Source organism: Pseudomonas sp. 43(2021) (assembly GCF_017490805.1).
Lineage (GTDB): Bacteria > Pseudomonadota > Gammaproteobacteria > Pseudomonadales > Pseudomonadaceae > Aquipseudomonas.
In genome coordinates this window covers 100,126-121,588 of record NZ_JAFGYJ010000006.1, presented here as the reverse complement: position 1 = coordinate 121,588, position 21,463 = coordinate 100,126, and the positions used below count along the sequence as shown (strand labels likewise).

At 63.1% G+C, this 21,463-nt stretch carries 19 protein-coding genes; 11 read left to right on the top strand and 8 right to left on the bottom strand.

All coding sequences use genetic code 11. The annotated features are described in order from the left end of the window. Positions 1 to 73: 73 nt before the first annotated feature. Positions 74 to 2,092: an alpha-1,4-glucan--maltose-1-phosphate maltosyltransferase gene (locus J5M71_RS07195; RefSeq protein WP_207831114.1), complete on the bottom strand. Its 2,019-nt coding sequence runs from the start codon at positions 2,090 to 2,092 to the stop codon at positions 74 to 76. Positions 2,093 to 2,232: 140 nt separating this feature from the next. Here J5M71_RS07195 and J5M71_RS07190 point away from each other — a divergent pair, with 140 nt between their 5' ends. Then, positions 2,233 to 2,394: a hypothetical protein gene (locus J5M71_RS07190; RefSeq protein ID WP_207831111.1), complete on the top strand. Its 162-nt coding sequence runs from the start codon at positions 2,233 to 2,235 to the stop codon at positions 2,392 to 2,394. Between the two features lie 140 nt (positions 2,395 to 2,534). On the opposite strand, the gene J5M71_RS07185 is transcribed toward J5M71_RS07190, so the two are convergent. Beyond that, positions 2,535 to 4,217 carry an AMP-binding protein gene (locus J5M71_RS07185; protein WP_207831109.1) on the bottom strand — a complete coding sequence of 561 codons (1,683 nt, stop codon included), beginning with the start codon at positions 4,215 to 4,217 and terminating at the stop codon, positions 2,535 to 2,537. Positions 4,218 to 4,537: 320 nt separating this feature from the next. Here J5M71_RS07185 and J5M71_RS07180 point away from each other — a divergent pair, with 320 nt between their 5' ends. From J5M71_RS07180 to J5M71_RS07165, 4 genes are read left to right on the top strand one after another with little or no spacing between them, the layout of a single operon-like run. Further along, on the top strand, positions 4,538 to 5,701 hold the full coding sequence (locus J5M71_RS07180) for an isovaleryl-CoA dehydrogenase (protein WP_025339821.1): 1,164 nt from the start codon (positions 4,538 to 4,540) through the stop codon (positions 5,699 to 5,701). Positions 5,702 to 5,720: 19 nt separating this feature from the next. Beyond that, positions 5,721 to 7,328 carry a carboxyl transferase domain-containing protein gene (locus J5M71_RS07175; RefSeq protein ID WP_207831107.1) on the top strand — a complete coding sequence of 536 codons (1,608 nt, stop codon included), beginning with the start codon at positions 5,721 to 5,723 and terminating at the stop codon, positions 7,326 to 7,328. A 2-nt stretch (positions 7,329 to 7,330) separates the two neighbouring features. Next, positions 7,331 to 8,146: a gamma-carboxygeranoyl-CoA hydratase gene (locus J5M71_RS07170; protein WP_207831104.1), complete on the top strand. Its 816-nt coding sequence runs from the start codon at positions 7,331 to 7,333 to the stop codon at positions 8,144 to 8,146. Continuing rightward, positions 8,143 to 10,095: an acetyl/propionyl/methylcrotonyl-CoA carboxylase subunit alpha gene (locus J5M71_RS07165; RefSeq protein ID WP_207831102.1), complete on the top strand. Its 1,953-nt coding sequence runs from the start codon at positions 8,143 to 8,145 to the stop codon at positions 10,093 to 10,095. The genes J5M71_RS07170 and J5M71_RS07165 overlap by 4 nt, the downstream gene beginning before the upstream one ends. A gap of 136 nt (positions 10,096 to 10,231) precedes the next feature. Here J5M71_RS07165 and J5M71_RS07160 read toward each other — a convergent pair whose 3' ends face one another. Then, on the bottom strand, positions 10,232 to 10,894 hold the full coding sequence (locus tag J5M71_RS07160; RefSeq protein WP_207831100.1) for a S24 family peptidase: 663 nt from the start codon (positions 10,892 to 10,894) through the stop codon (positions 10,232 to 10,234). Positions 10,895 to 11,002: 108 nt separating this feature from the next. After that, the gene (locus J5M71_RS07155) at positions 11,003 to 11,656 is read right to left on the bottom strand and encodes a S24 family peptidase (RefSeq protein WP_063912625.1); all 654 of its coding nucleotides are present in this window, start codon (positions 11,654 to 11,656) and stop codon (positions 11,003 to 11,005) included. 130 nt (positions 11,657 to 11,786) lie between these two features. On the opposite strand from J5M71_RS07155, the gene J5M71_RS07150 reads away from it, so the two are divergent. Next, positions 11,787 to 12,098 (top strand): hypothetical protein, encoded by a 312-nt coding sequence (locus J5M71_RS07150; protein WP_063912626.1) that lies wholly within the window; start codon positions 11,787 to 11,789, stop codon positions 12,096 to 12,098. Positions 12,099 to 12,537: 439 nt separating this feature from the next. Continuing rightward, positions 12,538 to 13,053 (top strand): DUF4880 domain-containing protein, encoded by a 516-nt coding sequence (locus J5M71_RS07145; protein WP_063912627.1) that lies wholly within the window; start codon positions 12,538 to 12,540, stop codon positions 13,051 to 13,053. A gap of 53 nt (positions 13,054 to 13,106) precedes the next feature. Here J5M71_RS07145 and J5M71_RS07140 read toward each other — a convergent pair whose 3' ends face one another. The 4 genes from J5M71_RS07140 to J5M71_RS07125 form a co-directional block, all read right to left on the bottom strand. After that, entirely contained in the window at positions 13,107 to 14,297 is a 1,191-nt protein-coding gene (locus tag J5M71_RS07140; protein WP_207831098.1) for an MFS transporter, read from the bottom strand. Between the two features lie 272 nt (positions 14,298 to 14,569). Then, positions 14,570 to 14,980: an SRPBCC family protein gene (locus J5M71_RS07135; protein WP_207831096.1), complete on the bottom strand. Its 411-nt coding sequence runs from the start codon at positions 14,978 to 14,980 to the stop codon at positions 14,570 to 14,572. 73 nt (positions 14,981 to 15,053) lie between these two features. Continuing rightward, complete coding sequence (locus J5M71_RS07130) at positions 15,054 to 16,064, bottom strand: aldo/keto reductase (RefSeq protein WP_207831094.1); 1,011 nt, start codon at positions 16,062 to 16,064, stop codon at positions 15,054 to 15,056. Positions 16,065 to 16,279: 215 nt separating this feature from the next. Next, positions 16,280 to 17,200 (bottom strand): LysR substrate-binding domain-containing protein, encoded by a 921-nt coding sequence (locus J5M71_RS07125; RefSeq protein WP_063912631.1) that lies wholly within the window; start codon positions 17,198 to 17,200, stop codon positions 16,280 to 16,282. A 196-nt stretch (positions 17,201 to 17,396) separates the two neighbouring features. Between J5M71_RS07125 and J5M71_RS07120 the strand changes: the two genes are divergently transcribed. The 4 genes from J5M71_RS07120 to J5M71_RS07105 all read left to right on the top strand — a co-directional run bounded on the left by J5M71_RS07120 (position 17,397) and on the right by J5M71_RS07105 (position 21,384). Next, on the top strand, positions 17,397 to 18,146 hold the full coding sequence (locus tag J5M71_RS07120; RefSeq protein ID WP_063912632.1) for an SDR family NAD(P)-dependent oxidoreductase: 750 nt from the start codon (positions 17,397 to 17,399) through the stop codon (positions 18,144 to 18,146). A gap of 74 nt (positions 18,147 to 18,220) precedes the next feature. Next, the gene (locus J5M71_RS07115) at positions 18,221 to 19,519 is read left to right on the top strand and encodes an MFS transporter (protein ID WP_108480834.1); all 1,299 of its coding nucleotides are present in this window, start codon (positions 18,221 to 18,223) and stop codon (positions 19,517 to 19,519) included. Between the two features lie 21 nt (positions 19,520 to 19,540). Continuing rightward, positions 19,541 to 20,389 (top strand): transketolase, encoded by an 849-nt coding sequence (locus tag J5M71_RS07110; protein ID WP_063912634.1) that lies wholly within the window; start codon positions 19,541 to 19,543, stop codon positions 20,387 to 20,389. Continuing rightward, on the top strand, positions 20,386 to 21,384 hold the full coding sequence (locus J5M71_RS07105; protein ID WP_015271019.1) for a transketolase family protein: 999 nt from the start codon (positions 20,386 to 20,388) through the stop codon (positions 21,382 to 21,384). The genes J5M71_RS07110 and J5M71_RS07105 overlap by 4 nt, the downstream gene beginning before the upstream one ends. The last annotated feature ends 79 nt before the right edge of the window (positions 21,385 to 21,463 follow it).

Here is a 21,463-nt window from a genome sequence, read left to right as displayed (position 1 = left end):
GAAGCCGGTGCCATGCTCCGCGGCGCCTGCTTCGCGGGTAAACCCGCTCCCACAGCGGATGGCGTGTACCTTGTTAACGGGCCTTTTCGATGCGCCAGATGCCGAACGGCAAATGCCAAGGCTCGATGCGCATCCATTGGGTCTTGCCGTACCACGACCAACGGTGGCCGTTCATCAGGTCTTCACCCTGGGTTTCGGCGTTGTCGTCCAGCCCCAGCTCCCAAAGCGGCAATTCGAAATGCGCCTCCTGGGCGTTGTGCGGATCGAGGCTCACCGCGATCAGGATGTAGTTGTCGCGCTCCGGCGTGCGCTTGGCGAAGTACAGGATGTTGTCGTTCCAGCAGTTGAAGAACGCCACGCCCAGGTGAGTCTGCAAGGCGCGGTTCTGTCGGCGGATGCGGTTGAGCTGGGCGATTTCGGCAATGATGTTGCCGGGCTGGCTGAAATCGCGCGGGCGAATTTCATACTTCTCCGAATCCAGGTACTCCTCCTTGCCCGGCAGTGGCGTGCCTTCGCACAGCTCGAAGCCCGAGTACATGCCCCACAGCCCCGACCCCATGGTGGCCAGCGCCGCGCGGATGAGGAAGCCGGCACGGCCGGAGGTGTGCAGAAAGTACGGGTTTATATCCGGCGTATTGACGAAGAAGTTGGGCCGGTAGCACTGGCTCCACGGCGGCTGGTTAAGCTGCTCGAAGTACTCGCGCAGCTCCTGTTTGTGATTGCGCCAGGTGAAGTAGGTGTAGCTTTGCGCATAACCAACCTTGCCCAGGCGCGCCATCATCGCCGGCCGGGTGAACGCCTCGGCAAGGAAAATCACCTCGGGGTGCTGGCTGCGCACATTGGCGATCAGCCATTGCCAGAACGGCAGTGGCTTGGTGTGCGGGTTGTCGACGCGGAAGGTTTTCACCCCTTCTTCGACCCAGCCGACCACCACGTCACGCAGGGCCAGCCACAGCGAGGGCACGGCGTCGGGTGCGTAGAAATCGACGTTGACGATGTCCTGGTACTTCTTCGGCGGGTTCTCGGCATAGCGGATGGTGCCGTCCGGGCGCCAGCTGAACCAGCCAGGGTGTTCCTTCAGCCAGGGGTGATCCTGGGAGCACTGGATGGCGAAGTCGAGGGCGATTTCCAGGCCATGTTCGGCCGCCGCGGCCACCAGGCGGCGGAAGTCGTCGCGGCTGCCCAGTTGCGGGTGGATTGCCTCGTGGCCGCCTTCCGGGCTGCCGATGGCATACGGACTGCCCGGGTCGCCGGGCTCGGCTTTCAGGGCATTGTTACGGCCCTTGCGGTGTTGCATGCCAATGGGATGAATGGGCGGGAAGTACAGCACGTCGAAGCCCATGTCGCGGATCATCGGCAGGCGCTCGTGCACATCATTGAAGGTGCCGTGGCGCTCGGGGCTGTCGGTGATCGAGCGCGGGAACAGCTCGTACCAGCTGGCGAACTGCGCTGCCGGGCGGTCGACATCGACGGGGAATTCACGGCTGCGGGCCAGGTAGCTGCGGTGCTCGGCATCGCTCATCAGGCGCGCGGTGGCCGGGTCGAGAAACAGCGCCACCTGGTCGTCGGCATCCAGGGTGGAAAGGCGCTGCTGGATGGCCTGAAGTTCCTCGCGCAGGGCACCGTCGCACAACTCGATGCCCTTGCCCAGCATCAACCGGCCTTCCTCCAGCTCCAACCTGACCTCGACACCGGCGTGGTACTTCTTCTCCAGGTCGTGACAATAGGTGGCGAACGGGTCGATCCAGGCCTCGATGCTGAACAGGTGCGGGCCCAGTTCGGTGGGGGTGAACTCGGCCAGCCACAGGTCGTTGCCCGGCGAATGCATGGGCACGCAATGCCAGCGCCGGCTGTGGGCCTGGCGCCAGTTGAGCATCACCGCCAGGCGGTCGTGGCCGTCGCTGTAGACCTTGCTGCTGACCGCCACTGGTTGGCCACTGATGGCCTTGGTGGCGAAGGTACCGGCTTCGAGCACGGGTTGGGTGTCTTCGATCACGATGCGTGGCGCCAGCAGCGCCTGGGACAGGCTGATGGCCTGGTCCGGGTGATCGTTGGCCATGGGCACGCTTTCGAAGGGCTCGTTTCGTGACATCGGACCTTGCTCCCTCAGGCTGGTAGCGGTAAGGGTTCAGAGCCGGGCACAGGCGTGGGGTTCAATAAAATTGAGCGAACGGCAGCTGCCAGGAGTCGAAGCCTGCAGCACCTCTTCAATTACCCATGCGAGGTCAGGCCATGAACATTCCCATTCCACCGGAGACACCCGACCCCAACATCGACGACCCCAGCCTGCCGCCGACCGTGCCGGAGGAAGCCCCGGACGAGCTGCCGATCAAGCCGACCGTGCCGCCGACGGTGGGCGACCCGCCCAACCAGGAGCCACCGGTAGAGGCTTAAGGGTAGACCAGGATTCTGTGCTGGCAGGGCCGGCCTCTTCGCGGGTAAACCCGCTCCCACAGGTACAGCACCAACCTCGAAGGCTGTGCAATACCTGTGGGAGCGGGTTTACCCGCGAAAGGGCCGGCGGACCTGGCCGATCAACCGGCAGATACAGCCGAGATCTCCGCCACACTGATCTCCCGCATGCGGAACTTCTGCACCTTGCCGGTCACCGTCATCGGGTACTCGTCGACGAAGCGGATATGCCGCGGCACCTTGAAATGCGCAATGCGCGCCTTGCACCAGCCCTGCAGTTCCTCGACCGTGGCACTGTGCCCCGGGTGCAGCTTGATCCAGGCGACGATCTCCTCGCCATAACGGCTGCACGGAATGCCGATCACCTGCGCATCGGCCACCGCCGGGTGGGTGTAGAAGAACTCTTCCAGCTCACGCGGGTAGATGTTCTCGCCGCCGCGAATGATCATGTCCTTGTTGCGCCCGACAATACGTACGTAGCCGTGCTCGTCCATCACCGCCAGGTCGCCCGAGTGCATCCAGCCGGCCGGGTCGATGGCATCCGCCGTGGCCTGGGGGTTGTCCCAGTAGCCGAGCATCACGCTGTAGCCGCGGGTGCACAGCTCGCCGATCTCGCCGCGCGGGACGATGCAGCCGTCGGCGTCCACCAGCTTGTTCTCCAGCTGCGGCTGGGTGCGACCCACGGTGGTCACGCGCAGTTCCAGGCCGTCGTCCGGGCCGGTCTGCAGCGACACCGGGCTGGTTTCGGTCATGCCGTAGGCGATCTGCACTTCGGCCATGTGCATCTGGTCGATGACCCGGCGCATCACCTCGATCGGGCAGGTGGCGCCGGCCATGATGCCGCTGCGCAGGGTCGACAGGTCCATTTGCGCACGCGCGGGGTGGTCGAGCATGGCGATGAACATGGTCGGCACACCATAAAGGATGCTGGCGCGCTCTTCGGCCACGGCGCGCAGGGTGAGCTCGGCGTCGAAGGCGTCGTTGGGGTAGATCATGGTGCTGCCATGGGTGATGCAGCCGAGGTTGGCCATGACCATGCCGAAGCAGTGGTACAGCGGCACCGGGATCACCATGCGGTCACGTGCGGTCAGGCCCAGGCTTTCGCCGACCATGAAGCCGTTGTTGAGGATGTTGTAGTGGCTGAGCGTGGCGCCCTTCGGCGCGCCAGTGGTGCCGGAGGTGTACTGGATGTTCACCGGCTGGTCGAACTGCAGGCTTTGCTGGCGCGCCGCGCAGGCCTCGACGGAGGTCTGCCCTGCCCGCTCGGCCAGCGCTTGCCAAGGCAGGAAGCCTGCCGGCGGGTTGGCGGCCAGGCTGACCACACCGCGCAGGTCGGGCAGGCGTTCACTGACCATTTCACCCGGGGTGGCGCTGGCCAGTTCGGGTGCCAGTTCCTGGACCATGGCGTGGTAGTCGGACGTCTTGAAGGCATCGGCACACACCAGCCAGCGGCAGCCGGACTGGCGCAGCACGTATTCCAGCTCGCCCACGCGGTAGGCCGGGTTGATGTTGACCAGGATGGCACCGACCTTGGCGCTGGCCAGCTGCAGGATGCACCACTGGGCGCAGTTGGGCGACCAGATGCCGACCCGATCGCCGGTGTTCACGCCCAAGGCCATCAAGGCACGGGCATGTACCTCGACCTGCTCGGCCAGCTGCCGCCAGCTGTAGCGCAGGCCCTGGTGACGCGACACCAGTGCCTCGCCATCGGCAAAACGGGCCACGGTGGCATCGAAGGCCTGGCCGATGGTCTGGGTCAGCAAGGCTTGGTCCTGGCGACCGCGGGTATAGCTTGGTTGACTCATGGGTGTCCCTTCTTGTGGTTGTTCTGGGCACGACTGAAGCAAGCGGGAATACTCTGGCGCAGATTTACGTTTACGTAAAGGTGATGAGTCGATTGACAGTGAGCGCATGCAGGTTTACGTTAACGTAAAGGTGAAAACGACATCGGGTTTGTCGGCGTATCACCGACCCTGTGGGAGCGGGTTTACCCGCGAATGCGATCATCCAGGCAATGACGGTGGCCCTGCTGACGCATTCGCGGGTAAACCCGCTCCCACAGGGCCGGTGGATAGCCCTTGAGCTACGGTGTTACCCAATTTCAAGAACAAGAAGGTGCCCCAGCATGCATTACCCCACCCTGAACTTCGCCCTGGGCGAAACCATCGACATGCTCCGCGACCAGGTGCGCACCTTCGTCGCCGCCGAACTGGCCCCGCGCGCCGCGCAAATCGACCACGACAACCTGTTCCCGGCCGACATGTGGCGCAAGTTCGGCGACATGGGCCTGCTGGGCATCACCGTGCCGGAAGAATATGGCGGTGCCGGCCTGGGCTACCTGGCCCACGTGGTGTCGATGGAAGAAATCAGCCGTGGCTCGGCCTCGGTGGCCCTGTCCTACGGCGCCCACTCCAACCTCTGCGTCAACCAGATCAACCGCAACGGCAGCCACGAGCAGAAGCTCAAGTACCTGCCCAAGCTGATCAGCGGCGAGCACATCGGCGCCCTGGCCATGAGCGAGCCCAACGCCGGCTCCGACGTGGTGTCGATGAAGCTGCGCGCGGAAAAGCGCGGCGACCACTACGTGCTCAACGGCAGCAAGACCTGGATCACCAACGGCCCCGACGCCAACACCTACGTGATCTACGCCAAGACCGACCTGGACAAGGGCGCGCATGGCATCACCGCGTTCATCGTCGAGCGTGACTGGAAAGGCTTCAGCCGCAGCAACAAGTTCGACAAGCTGGGCATGCGCGGCTCCAACACCTGCGAGCTGTTCTTCGACGGCGTCGAAGTGCCGGAAGAAAACATCCTCGGCCAGCTCAACGGCGGCGTGCGCGTGCTGATGAGCGGCCTGGACTACGAGCGCGTGGTGCTGTCCGGCGGCCCGACCGGCATCATGCAAAGCTGCATGGACCTGGTGGTGCCCTACATCCACGACCGCAAGCAGTTCGGCCAGAGCATCGGCGAGTTCCAGCTGATCCAGGGCAAGATCGCCGACATGTACACCCAGCTCAACGCCAGCCGCGCCTACCTGTATGCCGTGGCCCAGGCCTGCGACCGTGGCGAGACCACCCGCAAGGATGCCGCCGGGGTGATCCTGTACACCGCCGAACGCGCCACGCAAATGGCCCTGGAGGCGATCCAGATTCTGGGTGGCAACGGCTATATCAACGAATTCCCGGCAGGCCGCCTGCTGCGCGACGCCAAGCTGTACGAGATCGGTGCCGGCACCAGCGAAATCCGCCGGATGCTGATCGGCCGCGAACTGTTCAACGAAACCCGCTGAGCACAGGGGACGCGCGCACATGGCTACCTTGCACACCCAGATCAACCCGCGTTCGGCGGAGTTCGCCGGCAACAGCGCGGCCATGCTCGAACAGGTCCAGGCCCTGCGCGGCCTGCTCGCCCAGGTGGCCCAGGGCGGTGGGCCCAAGGCCCAGGAGCGGCACACTTCGCGCGGCAAGCTGCTGCCGCGCGAGCGCATCGACCGCCTGCTGGACCCGGGCTCGCCGTTCCTCGAAATCGGCCAACTGGCCGCCCATGAGGTATATGGCGAAGACGTGCCTGCTGCGGGCGTAATCGCCGGCATCGGCCGCGTCGAAGGCGTGGAATGCATGATCGTGGCCAACGACGCCACGGTCAAAGGCGGCTCCTACTACCCGCTGACGGTGAAGAAGCACCTGCGTGCGCAGACCATCGCCCTGCAGAACCGCCTGCCGTGCATCTACCTGGTGGACTCCGGCGGCGCCAACCTGCCACGCCAGGATGAAGTGTTCCCCGACCGCGAGCACTTCGGGCGGATCTTCTTCAACCAGGCCAACATGAGCGCATTGGGCATTCCGCAGATTGCCGTGGTGATGGGCTCGTGCACCGCCGGCGGTGCCTACGTGCCAGCGATGGCCGACGAAGCGATCATGGTGCGCCAGCAAGCGACCATCTTCCTCGCCGGCCCACCCTTGGTAAAGGCCGCCACCGGTGAAGTGGTGAGTGCCGAAGACCTTGGCGGCGCCGATGTGCACTGCCGCACCAGCGGCGTGGCCGACCACTACGCCGACAACGACGAACACGCCCTGGCACTGGCCCGACGCAGCGTGGCCAACCTCAACTGGCACAAGCTGGGCAAGCTGCAGCGCCAGGCCCCGGTGGCCCCCCTGTACGCCGCCGACGAGCTGTACGGCGTGGTGCCGGCCGATGCCAAGCAACCGTTCGACGTGCGCGAGGTGATCGCGCGCCTGGTCGACGGCTCGGTGTTCGATGAATTCAAGGCGCTGTTCGGTACCACCCTGGTGTGCGGCTTCGCCCACCTGCACGGCTACCCGGTGGCGATCCTGGCCAACAACGGCATCCTGTTCGCCGAGGCCGCGCAAAAAGGCGCGCACTTCATCGAGCTGGCCTGCCAACGCGGCATCCCGCTGCTGTTCCTGCAGAACATCACCGGTTTCATGGTCGGTAAAAAGTACGAGGAAGGTGGCATCGCCAAGCACGGCGCCAAGCTGGTCACCGCCGTGGCCTGCGCCCAGGTGCCGAAGTTCACTGTGATCATCGGTGGCAGCTTCGGTGCCGGCAACTACGGCATGTGCGGCCGGGCGTACGACCCGCGCTTCCTGTGGATGTGGCCCAACGCGCGGATTGGCGTGATGGGGGCCGAACAGGCCGCCGGCGTGCTGGCCCAGGTCAAACGCGAACAGAGCGAGCGCAGTGGCCACCCGTTCAGCGCCGAGGACGAAGCCCGGCTCAAGCAGCCGATCCTTGACCAGTACGAGCATCAGGGCCACCCCTACTATTCCAGCGCCCGCCTGTGGGACGACGGTGTCATCGACCCGGCACAGACCCGCGACGTGCTCGGCCTGGCGTTGTCCGCCGCGCTGAACGCACCGATCGAACAGAGCCGCTTCGGCATTTTCCGGATGTGACCATGAGCGATTTCAGCACCCTCGAAGTGATCCGCGACCCGCGCGGCTTCGCCACCCTGTGGCTGAGCCGCGAGGACAAGAACAACGCCTTCAACGCGCAGATGATCCGCGAACTGATCGTCGCCCTCGACCAGCTGGCCGAGGACGCCAGCCTGCGTTTCGTGCTGTTGCGCGGCCGTGGCCGACACTTCAGCGCCGGCGCCGACCTGGCCTGGATGCAGCAGTCGGCGCAGCTGGACTTCAACACCAACCTGGATGATGCCCGCGAGCTGGGCGAGCTGATGTACGCCCTGCACCGCCTCAAGGCGCCGACCCTGGCCGTGGTCCAAGGCGCGGCCTTTGGCGGCGCGCTGGGCCTGATCAGCTGCTGCGACATGGCCATCGGCGCCGAAGACGCCCAGCTGTGCCTGTCGGAAGTGCGCATCGGCCTGGCCCCGGCAGTGATCAGCCCGTTCGTGGTCAAGGCCATCGGCGAGCGCGCCGCACGCCGCTACGCCCTCACCGCCGAACGGTTCAGTGGCGTGCGGGCCCGCGAGCTGGGCCTGCTGGCCGAGGTGTACCCGGCCAGCGAACTGGACGCCCAGGTCGAAGCCTGGGTCGCCAACCTGCTGCAGAACAGCCCGCAAGCGCTGCGCGCCACCAAGGACCTGCTGCGCGAAGTGGACGCCGGCGAACTCAGCCCGGCGCTGCGCCGCTATTGCGAAAACACCATCGCCCGCATCCGCGTCAGCGCCGAAGGCCAGGAGGGCCTGCGCGCCTTCCTGGAAAAACGCCGCCCCGCCTGGCAAACCGATGACAAGAAGGAGCCGCGCCCATGAGCCGCCCCGCTTTGACCACCCTGCTGGTCGCCAACCGCGGCGAAATCGCCTGCCGGGTGATGCGCACCGCCAAGGCCATGGGCCTGACCACTGTCGCCGTGCACAGCGCCACCGACCGTGATGCCCGGCACAGCCGCGAAGCCGATATCCGCGTCGACCTCGGCGGCACCAAGGCTGCCGAAAGCTACCTGCTGGTCGACAAGCTGCTGGCCGCCGCCAAGGCCAGCGGCGCCCAGGCCATCCACCCGGGCTATGGCTTCCTGTCCGAGAACGCGGGCTTTGCCCGCGCCATCGAAGAGGCCGGGCTGATCTTCCTCGGCCCACCGGCCAGCGCCATCGACGCCATGGGCAGCAAGTCGGCGGCCAAGGCGCTCATGGAAGCCGCTGGCGTGCCGCTGGTGCCGGGCTACCACGGCGAAGCCCAGGACCTGGACACCTTCCGCGCCGCCGCCGAACGCATCGGCTACCCGGTGCTGCTCAAGGCCAGCGCCGGCGGCGGTGGCAAGGGCATGAAAGTGGTCGAGGAGGAAAGCCAGCTGGCCGACGCCCTGGCCTCGGCACAGCGTGAGGCGCAGTCATCGTTCGGCGATGCGCGCATGCTGGTGGAAAAATACGTGCTCAAGCCTCGTCACGTGGAAATCCAGGTATTCGCCGACCAGCACGGCAACTGCCTGTACCTCAACGAGCGTGATTGTTCGATCCAGCGTCGTCACCAGAAAGTGGTGGAAGAAGCCCCAGCACCAGGCCTGTCACCCGAATTGCGCCGGGCCATGGGTGAGGCGGCGGTACGCGCAGCCCAGGCCATCGGCTACGTGGGCGCCGGTACCGTGGAGTTTCTGCTCGATGCCCGCGGCGAGTTCTTCTTCATGGAGATGAACACCCGCCTGCAGGTGGAGCACCCGGTCACCGAAGCCATTACCGGCTTGGACCTGGTGGCCTGGCAGATTCGCGTGGCCTGCGGCGAGGCCCTGCCGATTACCCAGGACCAGGTGCCGCTGATCGGCCATGCCATCGAAGTGCGCCTGTACGCCGAAGACCCGGCCAACGAATTCCTGCCCGCCACCGGCAAGCTGGCGCTGTACCGCGAGTCGGCAGCCGGCGAAGGGCGGCGGGTGGACAGCGGGGTCAGCGAAGGCGATGTGGTGTCGCCGTTCTACGACCCGATGCTGGGCAAGCTGATCGCCTGGGGCGAAGACCGCGAACAGGCACGCCTGCGCTTGCTGGCCATGCTCGACGAGTTTGCCATTGGCGGGTTGAAGACCAACATCGCCTTCCTGCGGCGCATTCTCGCCCACCCGGCGTTTGCGGCAGCGGAGCTGGATACCGGCTTCATTCCGCGTCATCAGGCGGTTTTGCTGCCCGCACCGCAAGCGCTGCCGGCAGGCTTCTGGGAAGCGGCGGCCGAGGCCTGGCTGCAGGGTCAGGCCGCACATCAGCGGGAGGACGACCGCAGTTCGCCATGGGCCGAGCGCAATGGCCTGCGCCTTGGCTTGCCGGCGCGCAGCAGCCTGCATCTGGTGAGTGGCGGGCAGGACCAGGCAGTAGCCCTGGAGCGCAGCGCTGCGTCTACCTGGCAGCTGGTAGGCGAGCAGTTGGTACATGACCAGGCGGGCGTGCGTCGCCAGCATCTGGCGATCCGCCGCGGTGGCACGCTGTACCTTCACTGGGAGGGTGAGATGCATGCCATCGAAGCCTTCGACCCGATTGCCGAGGCCGAGGCCAGCCATAGCCATCAAGGCGGCCTGGGCGCGCCCATGAACGGCAGCATCGTGCGGGTACTGGTGGAGCCGGGCCAGGTGGTGGAAGCGGGTACGGCGCTGGTGGTGCTGGAAGCCATGAAGATGGAGCACAGCATTCGCGCGCCGCATGGCGGCACGGTGAAGGCGTTGTTCTGCCAGGAAGGGGATATGGTCAGCGAAGGGACGGTGCTGGTCGATTTGGCAGAGTAAGCGTCCTGGGGGCCGCTTTGCGGCCCTTTCGCGACACAAGGCCGCTCCCACAAGTACCGCGCCAACCTCAAGGCATGCACCGTACCTGTGGGAGCGGCCTTGTGTCGCGAAAGGGCTGCGCAGCAGCCCCGGCAATCTAGAAGGAGCCATGCACCCGCACGACCACCCCCAGAAACTCGCAGCCATCCTCACACAGCAGCGCCGGGTAGTTGCTGTTAAGTGCCTTCAGGTACCGTTGCCCACCTTCCTCCGCCAACTCACGGAAGATCGCCGGTTTGCCCGGCTGACGAGCGATAACCAGACGCCCTGGCTCGGCATCTACCCCAGGGTCCACCAACATCCGCATACCCTGCGGCACACTGCGGCCACTGGCGGCACTCATCGCATCATTCTCGACGGTCAGCCAGAACGCCTTGCCTTGGGCCAGGTAGTCAGTCTGCTCGAACACACCTGGCTCCACCCCCTCTGCGATACCTAGCTCATCCCAGCCCAGCACCGGGTAGCGGAAGCACACGATGTATTGCATGAGGTCCACGTCGTCATCGGCCCCATCCATCTCGTAAACGCTCCGCTCCCCGTCCTGCCCCTGAATGCGCAGCTGCAAGCTGACGCTGTAATGGGGCATGCCAATCTCGACGAGCGTGCGATTCATCGACTCGATCTTCGGCTGACGCCGCTTGTTCACCCAATGCCCCACGCTGCCTTGAGACACGCCAACGCGCTCGGCCAGCTGTTCCTGAGTGAGCCCTAGCTCTTCCATCCGGTTACGGACCAGGGCGATCCATTTATCCATATTCATCGCTGCCATGAGCCTCCTGCAAAGGCGTGCGTCACGATCAAACCCGACGCGACCGCTGTAGGAGCGGCCTTGTGTCAGCGACAGGGCTGCACAGCAGCCCCCGGCAAGCTAGAAAACTTCGTGCCCCCGCACGACCACGCCCAGAAACTCGCAGCCTTCTTCACACAGGACTGTCGGATAGCGCGTATTCAGCGGCTTGAGCATCTTGTCTCCGCCCTCCTCGACCAACTGCCGCAATACTGCCGGCCGCCCGGGCTGCCGCGCGATTACCAACCTCCCTGGTTCTGCCGGCAGGCCGGTATCCACCAGCACACGCATGCCCTCAGGCACGCTCTTGCCGCTGGCGGCATTCATCGAGTCGTTTTCTACCACCAACCAGAATGCATTGCCTGCGGGCATATAGTCCGTCTGTTCGTGGGCCTTGCTTGTCTCTGGCAAAGGCCCCTGCAAGTCAGCCCAACTCAGCACCGGGAAGCGAAAGCTCGCATACAGCAGCGCTTCGGCCGAAACCGGCTGTTCAGCCGCATAGTGACCAGGCGATTCGCGCACGATATCGCGCTCCACCACCATGACTTGGGCTTCCAGAAACACCAGCCCAAGTTTTTCGAGCTTTTCGTTGATGGTTTCCAGCGTCGGCCGCCGCGTGCCACGCAGCCAATGCCCCACGCCCCCCTGAGTCATGCCCAGGCGTTCGGCCAGCTTCAGTTGGCTGAGATTGTGTTCGCGCTTGTAGCGCTTGAGAAATGCGTTCCAGTTTTCCATGAGCGGCAACAATACGGACTGTATTACTCGCAGCAATACACAATCTGAATTATTTATTTTTCGATAGATAGTACAGACTGACCTATCCTGTGATTCCCGCGTGTTTGAAGGGAAATCAGAAGGTATCGCGATGAAACATCCGAAAAACGACGAAACAGATCTCGACAGCGAAGCCGCCCGCCGCGCTCTCGACTACTACCTCAACCCCAACCCACCGCGTCCCACTCTGGACAACAAGATCTGGACCCTGCACCAGGGCGTAACCACCGACCAGGCGCAGGAGCACGCCATCGCCCTGCTGCGCTGCGCCGCCGCCACCGCACAGGAGACCGCAACCCACCAGCAGGGCAGCCAGCGCGAGCTGACCTTCGCCCTGATGCACATGATGGACATGGCCCGCGCACTGCTGGAGCACAAACGCACCGGGGAACCGGGTTTGTAGAGACGAAAAGAAGGGAGAGAACGTGATGGCCGGGTAACGGCAAAGCCCCGATTGCCGGGACAAGGAAGCGCACCGGTAAAACTTTTTTACCGGATTAGCGAAAATTCATTTGACTGGCAAATGATAACGATTATTATTGCACTCAGCTGATCGCAAGATCTGCTGGATAACCTGGAGCTTAGGTCGCTCTCAGATTATCTCCTCATCAGGCTAATCACGGTTTTTGACCCGGCTTTTTGCTGGGTCTTTTTTTTGGCTCTTCAGGCTAATGAAGATCGTGATGGCGCGCATGATAGCAAAGGTGTTTCAGGGCGTGAACGCTCATTACAAAACTTTGCGGAATCAGCACTTGAGAATCAATCTCGTTTCACCTACGCTGATCATGCATCACGGAAGATGCCCCCACCCCTCTCCCCCTTACCAGAGCAAGGAGCTGTCCATGACCCGTCTGCTGCTGCCCCTTGAGCACCCAGGCCCTGCTGCCGAACATCATGTCGACGACGCCCTGCTGTACGCCCTGAAGCGCCTGCCACGGCGTGTGCAACAGGTGTTCCTGCTCAACCGCCTCGACCAACTGGATTTCGCCAGCATCGCCGCCCGCCTCGACCTGCCATTGGCGAGCATCGAGCGGCACATGGACCAGGCACTGCAGGCCGGCCGCTCGCGCCGGGATGTGCTGGCGAGTGTTGCCGGGCAATGGTACGTGCGCTTGCAGAGCCCACAGGTAACGGCCTGCGAGCGGATTGATTTTCGCCGTTGGCTGGATGCGGACATGGCGAATCTGCAGGCGTTCCATGACACGGAACTGCACTGGCGCAGCCTGTTGGCACCGGCACGGCAACTGGGCCAGGACGGCTGGTACCGGCAAGGTCGGGCGGCACTGTCGTTGGGCGGCTGTTCGGTTGCGGTCGGACTTGGCGTGGCGGCGTTGGTGCTGTTTGGTATCTGGGCCTGATCAACACCTCAGCTACGCCGTAATCGCTTTCACCGAGGATGGCTCGCTTGCTATCAAGTTCGAGTGCTCGATAGCGTTTCCGTCAGGCATGCAAGCAGTAGCCATCCGCACAAACTGACACCCAGGAACAAAAGCCCCAGGCTCATCGGCAGTTCGCTTTCGACGCCAGCAACAAGACTGCCAGCCAAACCACCACCTGCGAACAACAACGTCGTATTGAGCGACGCTGCCGCACCGGCCTGATGCGGGTAGCGCGCCAAGGCTTGGGTCGTTGCAGCAGGACGCACCAGCGTTGTCCCGGTCGTGCAGATGATCATCGACAGCAGCAGCCCCGCCACCGTCAATCCCGCTAGCTGCTCCCAGATCAACAGTGTGATGCCCCCGGCAGCTATAAGCAGGAATCCTGTCTTGATCTGAACCTGCGGGCTTACACGATTGTTCAAGTAGGTCGCAGCTGCTCCGCCAGCGATATACGCAAGCCCATAGGCGATAGATACCACCGAGAATTGATATGGCGTCAGCCCCAGGCGGTCCATCAACGCCAATGGCGCGACCACGATGAAGGAAAAATGGCAGGCAAACGCGAGGCTGGACAGCAGGGAGTGCGCAAGATAGGTCGAATCACGCAGCATGACCCAATAGCTGCGCATGCCCGAACTACGGCCTCGCGATGCAGGCGTGTCCTGCAGCAATGCATATGACAGGCATGAAACGATCACGGCTATGAAAGCGAATACCGTAAAGCTGCCTTTCCAGCCAAAGGATTGTTGGAGAAAAGCGCCTGCGACCGGTGACAACGAGATGAACAACCCACTTGCGCTGGTCAGCAGGATACGCATGGCATTGCGCTGTCTACCACTGTACAGATCCTGCACGAGCGCCTGGCCCAGCACGAAACTCCCGCAACCCAGGGCCTGCAGCAAACGGAACGCCATGAACGTCTCATAGCGGGTTGAAAGTACACAACCCACTGCCCCTGCAATGGACACTCCCAACCCAGCGAGCAACAACCGCTTGCGCCCCATGCCATCCGACAATGGCCCGATCACGATTTGCGCCAAGGCGACACCAAACGCAAAGAAGCTCACCGAGTAGGCTATCTGCTGTGACTCGACGTGAAACTCGTCTGCGAGCGCAGGGAATGATGGCAGGATTACATCCAGCGGGAATACACCCAATAGACACAACAGAATCAACAAGGCCGAGCACAGAAAGCTCCTGGGTGAACACAAGGGCCGGTTCACGCTACTAACCCCGGTTTTCTTGTATTGCCGGAAAAGGTCACTGAAATCTCCCTGGAAGCGCCGAACCCTGATGGTAGCGACACCCTAAAGGTGTACAAACCGGACTGGGCAGTGAAACTTCCGATAGAGCCGTAGGACCTCTCCCTTGTCACTGATTGCCGATGAGTTCGGGTGCTACCTGGAAACTCTGCCGACGTGTTAGCCGGCCCCCAGCGACGTTCCAGGGTTCGAATCCTGACACTGTCGCCGGGCAAGCCCTTCCAGAAAACCGCCTAGCCTTCCAGCCCTTTCTTCAGCGCCGCCAGGCCATCTTCGTAGATGCCGGCAAACAGCGCGGTTGCTTCAGCATCGCTGATACCCACCGGCACGAACGAGCCGGACCATTCCACGCGAGAGCCGCTACCTTCAGCCACAACACGCAGGGTCGACTGGTAGTCACGTACTGGCGCCGGGCCCGTGAGGATGGTGTAGCTGTAGCTGCGGCCGGCTTCGTTGAAGTCCAGCAGGCGCTCGACGATGGTGTCGCCAGCCACGCTTTTCAGGGTGCGGACGCGGCCGCCTTCGCTCAGGGTGCTTTCGGGAATGAACGGCAGCCAGTCGGGCAGCGCGTCGAAACCGCCAATCAGTTGCCAGACGCGATTGGCATCGGTTGCCAGGGTGATGGAAGCTTGTGCAGTTGCCATGGTGATTCTCCTCGGGGCGTGGCCCCATTGATTCGGGGTAGACAGGGCCGCCAAGCGGCCCTGCAAGATCGGTTTAAACAGCAGGTACCGGAGCCTTGGCGTTGATCAGCCCTTGCTGGCGCAGGTCGTTCCAGAAGGCCATCGGAATCACCTTGCTCAGGGCGGCGAGGTCTTCGTTGGCGTGTGCAGGGCGGGTGGAGCCCGGGATCACCGAGACCACGGCCGGGTGGGCCAGGGCGAACTGCAGGGCCGCCGCCTTCACATCCACGCCATGGGCACGGGCCACGGCACGGATGCGCTCGAGCTTGGCCAGCACCGGCTGGGTGGCTTTCTGGTACTCGAAGTGCTCGCCGCCGGCGGTGACACCCGAGCTGTACGGGCCACCCACGACAATGCCGACACCCTGCTCCACCGCTTGCGGCATGACGCGTTGCAGTGCGCGGTCGTGGTCCAGCAGCGAGTAGCGGCCGGCCAGCAGGAAGCCGTCCGGACGGGCTTCTTCCAGGTCGAGGGTCAGCTCGATCGGCTCGACGCGGTTCACACCCAGGCCCCAGGCCTTGATCACACCTTCTTCACGCAGACGGGTCAGTACGCGGAAGGCACCGGTACGGGCGACTTCGAACTGGCTCAGCCATTCGTCACCGTAGAAGTCCTGGGCGATGTCGTGGATCCAGACGATGTCCAGGCGGTCGGTCTTCAGGCGGCGCAGGCTGTCTTCGATCGAGCGCAGGGTGGCGTCGGCGCTGTAGTCGTTGACGATGCGGTTGCGGTTGCCGTGCTCGAACAGGCCGCTTTTTTCGCCCAGTTCACGGGCAGCCGGGTCTTCCAGTTCGTCGAGGATGATGCGGCCGACCTTGGTGCTGAGCACGTACTCGTCACGTGGGCGACCGGCCAGGGCATTGCCCAGGCGGCTTTCGGAGAGGCCGGCACCGTAAAACGGCGCGCTGTCGAAGTAGCGCACGCCGTTGTTCCAGGCGGCATCGACGGTAGCCTGTACTTCGTCTTCAGGCACGTTGCGGAACATGTTGCCCAGTGGGGCGGTACCGAAGCCCAGCGGGTTGGCGATAAGTGATTTGAGGTTCATGTGCATTTTCCTGATGAGGGAGTCGGTTGTGAACTCCAGTGGCTGCAATCCTATGCGCCACCCACCAAGACCGTCCAAGTCATATTTCGAACGACTTTAGACCTTTTATGCAACACCACTCAATCGTGCTTCACTATGCCTGTATCCCACCATGGCATCGATGCGATAGCGATCAGCCCCTTGTTGCCCCCAACAGTCTGTCGTGCGGACTGCTCTCAGTAATTGAAATCATGACCTAGCTGGCCCTGCACCCATTCAAGGAATTGTCGAACCCTGCGGGTTTCAGCATGGCCTCGAGGAAAGACCAGGTGGTGGGCACTGACGGGCGTCGCCAGGTCTTCTGCAAATACCGGTACCAACTCGCCGCGGGCGATATAGTCCTGCGCCAGCAGGGAACTCTCCAAGGCCAGCCCATACCCATGGCTGGCGGCCTCCAGGCTCATGTAGGAGCGATCGAAGCTCAGTGCGTAGGGGGACTGAGGCAACGCCACACCTTGCTGGGCGAACCATTGGGGCCATTGCACCAACGCGGCTTCCGACAGGATCAGGTTCTGCCCCAGCAGATCGCTGGGCTGCTCGATAGACGTACGCTCGAGAAGCCGTGGCGAGGCCAGCACAGTTGCACGTTCATGTCGGATGGTGCGCACTTCCAGGCTGGGCCAGTTGGGGTAGCCATGACGAATATCCAGGTCGATCTGATGACGGCCGAAGTGCAGCGACTCGTAGGAGCACGACAGGTTGATCTGGATTTGCGGGTGACTGTTACGAAAATGGTCCAGGCGCGGTAGCAACCAGAGCAGGCCGAAGCTAGGTGCGGAATGAAGCCGCAGGCAATCGAAGCCCACCGAGTTGCCAGCGCGCTCGGTGGCAGTAGCCAGGCTCTGCAATATGCCTGACACCTCGCGCAGGTACTGCTCGCCTGCCGGGGTCAGCGCAACACCGCGTGCCTCGCGAATGAACAATGGGCGACCGATCAAGGCTTCCAGATTGGCAATCTGGTGGCTCACCGCAGAGGGCGTGAGGTTCAACTGCTCTGCGGCACGTGCGACGTTGGCGAAACGAGCAACTTGCTCGAAGGCCTGAATTGCTTTCAGGGAAGGGATCTGAGGAAGTTTTCGAAGGTTGTCCAGGCTCATGACCATTCCTGAAGGATTCACAGCGGTACCAAGGCTTTTACCTTCCTGTAAGCCCCAGGCACAAGTCGAGGGCTGAATTTTTTTCAGCACCGGGTGAAAGAGGCAGCGTTGCTCGGGGTGCTGTCCGGGACGAAGCTGTGCCTATCGGTTCTGCCGGAACCGTCGCTCACAACAATAATCATCTGGAGCAACCTCGATGCTGTTAACAGGAAAATTTGCCGTGATCACCGGCGCGGCCTCTGCCCGAGGTATCGGCCGGGCAACAGCCCAGGCGTTTGCCGACCAAGGCGCCAGAGTCGCCATCCTCGACCTGGACGCTACTGCCGCAGCCGAAGCTGCCGCTTCACTTGGCGAAGGCCACCTTGGCCTGGCTGCCAACGTTGCCGATGAAGCACAGGTACGTGATGCCATCGCCCAGGTACTCGCGCAATTCGGTCGGATCGACGTGCTGGTAAACAACGCCGGTATCACTCAACCGGTGAAAACCCTGGAAATCACCGGGGCTGACTATGACCGGATTCTCAACGTGAACCTGCGTGGCACATTGTTGATGTCCCAGGCGGTGATCCCAGCCATGCGTGCGCAACGCGCCGGCAGCATCATCTGCATGTCGTCGGTGTCTGCCCAACGTGGTGGCGGCATCTTCGGTGGCCCCCACTACAGCGCAGCGAAGGCTGGCGTGCTCGGTCTGGGCAAGGCGATGGCCCGTGAACTGGGACCGGACAATATTCGCGTCAACTCGATCACCCCAGGCCTGATTCACACTGACATCACCGGTGGCCTCATGCAGGATGAGCGCCGTCACGCCATCATCGAAGGCATCCCGCTGGGCCGCCTGGGTGAGGCGCGCGATGTCGCCAATGCGGCATTGTTCCTGGCCAGTGACCTGTCCAGCTACCTGACGGGCATTACCCTGGATGTCAACGGCGGGATGTTGATCCACTGAGCATCCGGTGCATCGTGACCTGCACCTGACCCGGCGCAGGTCACGCGTTCGATAACAACAAGAGATCAGAACGAATGACCACAATAGCGCTCGATGCGGCATCCGCCGCACGCAGCAGCGCCTACCGTAAAACGGCCTGGCGACTGATGCCTTTTCTCATGCTCTGCTACCTGTGCGCCTATCTGGACAGGGTCAATGTCGGCTTTGCGAAGCTGCAGATGATGGACGACCTTGCCCTTTCCGAAGCGGTCTACGGACTGGGCGCTGGCATGTTCTTCATTGGCTACTTTCTCTGCGAGGTGCCCAGCAACATCATTCTGCACAAAGTGGGCGCTCGACGCTGGATCGCTCGCATCATGATCACCTGGGGCATCATCTCGGCGATGTTCGCCCTGGTAGAGACAGCCTGGCAATTCTATACCCTGCGCTTTTTGCTGGGGATCGCCGAAGCAGGCCTGGCACCGGGGCTTCTGCTGTACCTGACCTATTGGTTCCCGTCTTACCGCCGGGCGAAGATGACCGCGCTGTGGTTCATCGCGATTCCGCTCTCGGGCATGATCGGTGGCCCCTTGTCGGGCTGGATCATGGAGCGCTTTGCCGGCGTGCACGGCTGGGCGGGCTGGCAGTGGATGTTCCTGCTCGAAGCCATCCCCACCGTGCTGGTGGGCATCCTGGTGCTGAGCTACCTGAAGGATGGCGTCGATCAGGCCCATTGGTTGAGCGACGAAGAAAAAGCCCTGGTGCGCAAGGAACTGGCTGAAGACGAGCAACACAAGGTGAACCACGGCTCGGTGGCCGAATTCATCCGCGACCGTCGGCTCTGGTTGCTGGCGGGTATCTACTTCTGCGTGGTGATGGGCCAGTACGCAATCACGTTCTGGCTACCTACGCTGGTACGCAATGCCGGCGTCAACGAACCTTTGCACATCGGCCTGCTGACCAGCCTGCCGTACCTGTGTGCCATTGTCGCGATGCTGTTGGCCGGGCGCAGTGGCGACCGTCACCGTGAACGCCGCTGGCACCTGGCGATCCCCATGCTGATCGGCGCACTTGGCCTGAGCCTCGCCGCAGCACTGGGCAGCAGCCTGACGCTGTCGATCCTCAGTCTGTGCCTGGCTGCGGCAGGGGTGCTGTCCGCCTCCTCGCTGTTCTGGATGCTGCCCACCACGTTGCTGGGAGGTGTCTCGGCGGCAGCAGGCATCGCGGCGGTGAACAGTTTTGCCAACCTCGCCGGTTTCTGCTCGCCGTACCTGATCGGCTGGGTCACTACCACCTTGGGCAGCAATGCCATCGGCATGTATCTCATCACGGCCGTACTCATGTTTGGCGCCTTCCTGGTGTCGCGAGTACCGGCCCATCTGGTCAATCGCTGATTCGATAAAGGAGTCACCTCAATGACTGCTGTGCCTACCTACACTGAGGCGCTGCCGCTGGCTGTGCGCGCCCGAAATATCCGCCACCACGCATTGCGCATGGGGCAAGTCCAGGGCCAGGGCTATGTCGGCCAGGCTCTGGGCGCCGCCGACTTGCTGGCAGTAGCGTATTTCCATGCGCTGCGCATCGACCCCGGCAACCCCGAATGGGAGCAACGCGACCGCTTCTACCTGTCCATCGGGCACTACGCGATCGCCCTCTATGCCGCACTGATCGAGGCCGGCGTAATCCCCGAGGAGGAGCTTGAAACCTACGGTAGCGACGACAGCCGCTTGCCCATGTCCGGTATGGCTGCCTACACCCCAGGCATGGAGATCACCGGTGGCTCGCTCGGCCACGGCTTGGGCATCGCCGTCGGCGCTTGTCTCGGGCTCAAACGCAAGGGGTCGGACAGCTGGGTGTACAACCTGCTGTCCGATGGCGAGCTCAACGAGGGCTCGACCTGGGAGGCTGCCATGTCGGCCAGCCATTGGCGGCTGGACAACCTGATCGCCATCATCGATGTGAACAACCAGCAGGCGGATGGTCATTCCAGTGAGGTACTGGCCTTCGAGCCAATCGTCGACCGCTGGCAAAGCTTTGGCTGGTTCGTCCAGCGAGTGGACGGCAATGACTTGGATGCGCTGGTCGGCGCCTTCGACCAGGCCCGCGCCCACACCGGGGCACAACCGCGCGTCATCATCTGCGATACCCGCATGGGCAAAGGCGTGCCTTTCCTGGAAAACCGCGACAAGACGCACTTCATTCGCGTCGATGAAAACGAATGGGACCTCGCCCTCAAAGCGCTGGACGCCGGGAGCCAAGCATGAGCACTGTGAACTCACCCAAGAAGCGCCTGACCACCTCGGCCATGATCGCCTCGATTGCCGCCGACGGTCAGCCGACCCGCCCTGCCCCGTTCGGCCATGCCTTGGCAAGCCTGGCCGAGCAACGTCAGGATATAGTTGGACTGAGTGCCGACCTGTCCAAGTACACCGACTTGCACATCTTCGCCAAAGCCCACCCCGAGCGCTTCTATCAAATGGGCATGGCCGAACAATTGCTGATGAGCGCCGCCGCCGGCATGGCACGGGAAGGCATGACCCCCTTTGCCACCACTTATGCGGTGTTCGCTTCCCGTCGGGCTTATGACTTCATCTGCATGGCAATCGCAGAAGAGAACCTCAACGTCAAGATCGTCTGTGGGCTGCCTGGCCTGACCACCGGTTATGGCCCTAGCCACCAGGCCACGGATGACCTGGCCATCTTCCGGGCGATGCCCAACCTGATGATCGTCGACCCCTGCGATGCGCTGGAGATCGAACAGGCTGTGCCAGCGATCGCTGCCCATCAGGGTCCGGTCTACATGCGGCTGCTGCGCGGCAACGTACCCTTGGTGCTCGATCGCTACGACTACCAGTTCCAGCTGGGCAAGGCACAGGTGCTGCGCGGTGGCCGAGACGTGCTGTTGATTGCCAGTGGCCTCATGACCATGCGCGCCCTGGAGGCTGCGGAGCAGTTGCAAAAGGACGGCGTGGATGTGTCGGTGCTGCACGTGCCTACCATCAAACCGCTCGATGAACAGACCATCCTCGCCGAGGCACGCAAGCCTGGCCGCCTGGTGGTCACGGCGGAAAACCATTCGATCATAGGGGGCCTGGGGGAAGCAGTGGCGGGCGTACTGCTGCGCAATGGGGTCACACCCACCTTCCGCCAGATCGCGCTACCGGATGCGTTTCTCGATGCGGGTGCACTGCCGACTTTGCATGACCGATACGGGATCTCCACTGACGCTGTGTCGAGGCAGATCAAGGCGTGGCTTTAACCGTAACGACGGATAGAACCTGAGGCGGCGGATGGCACCGGCTTTGCCGGTGTTCGCGGGTGAATCGGGCTCCCACAAG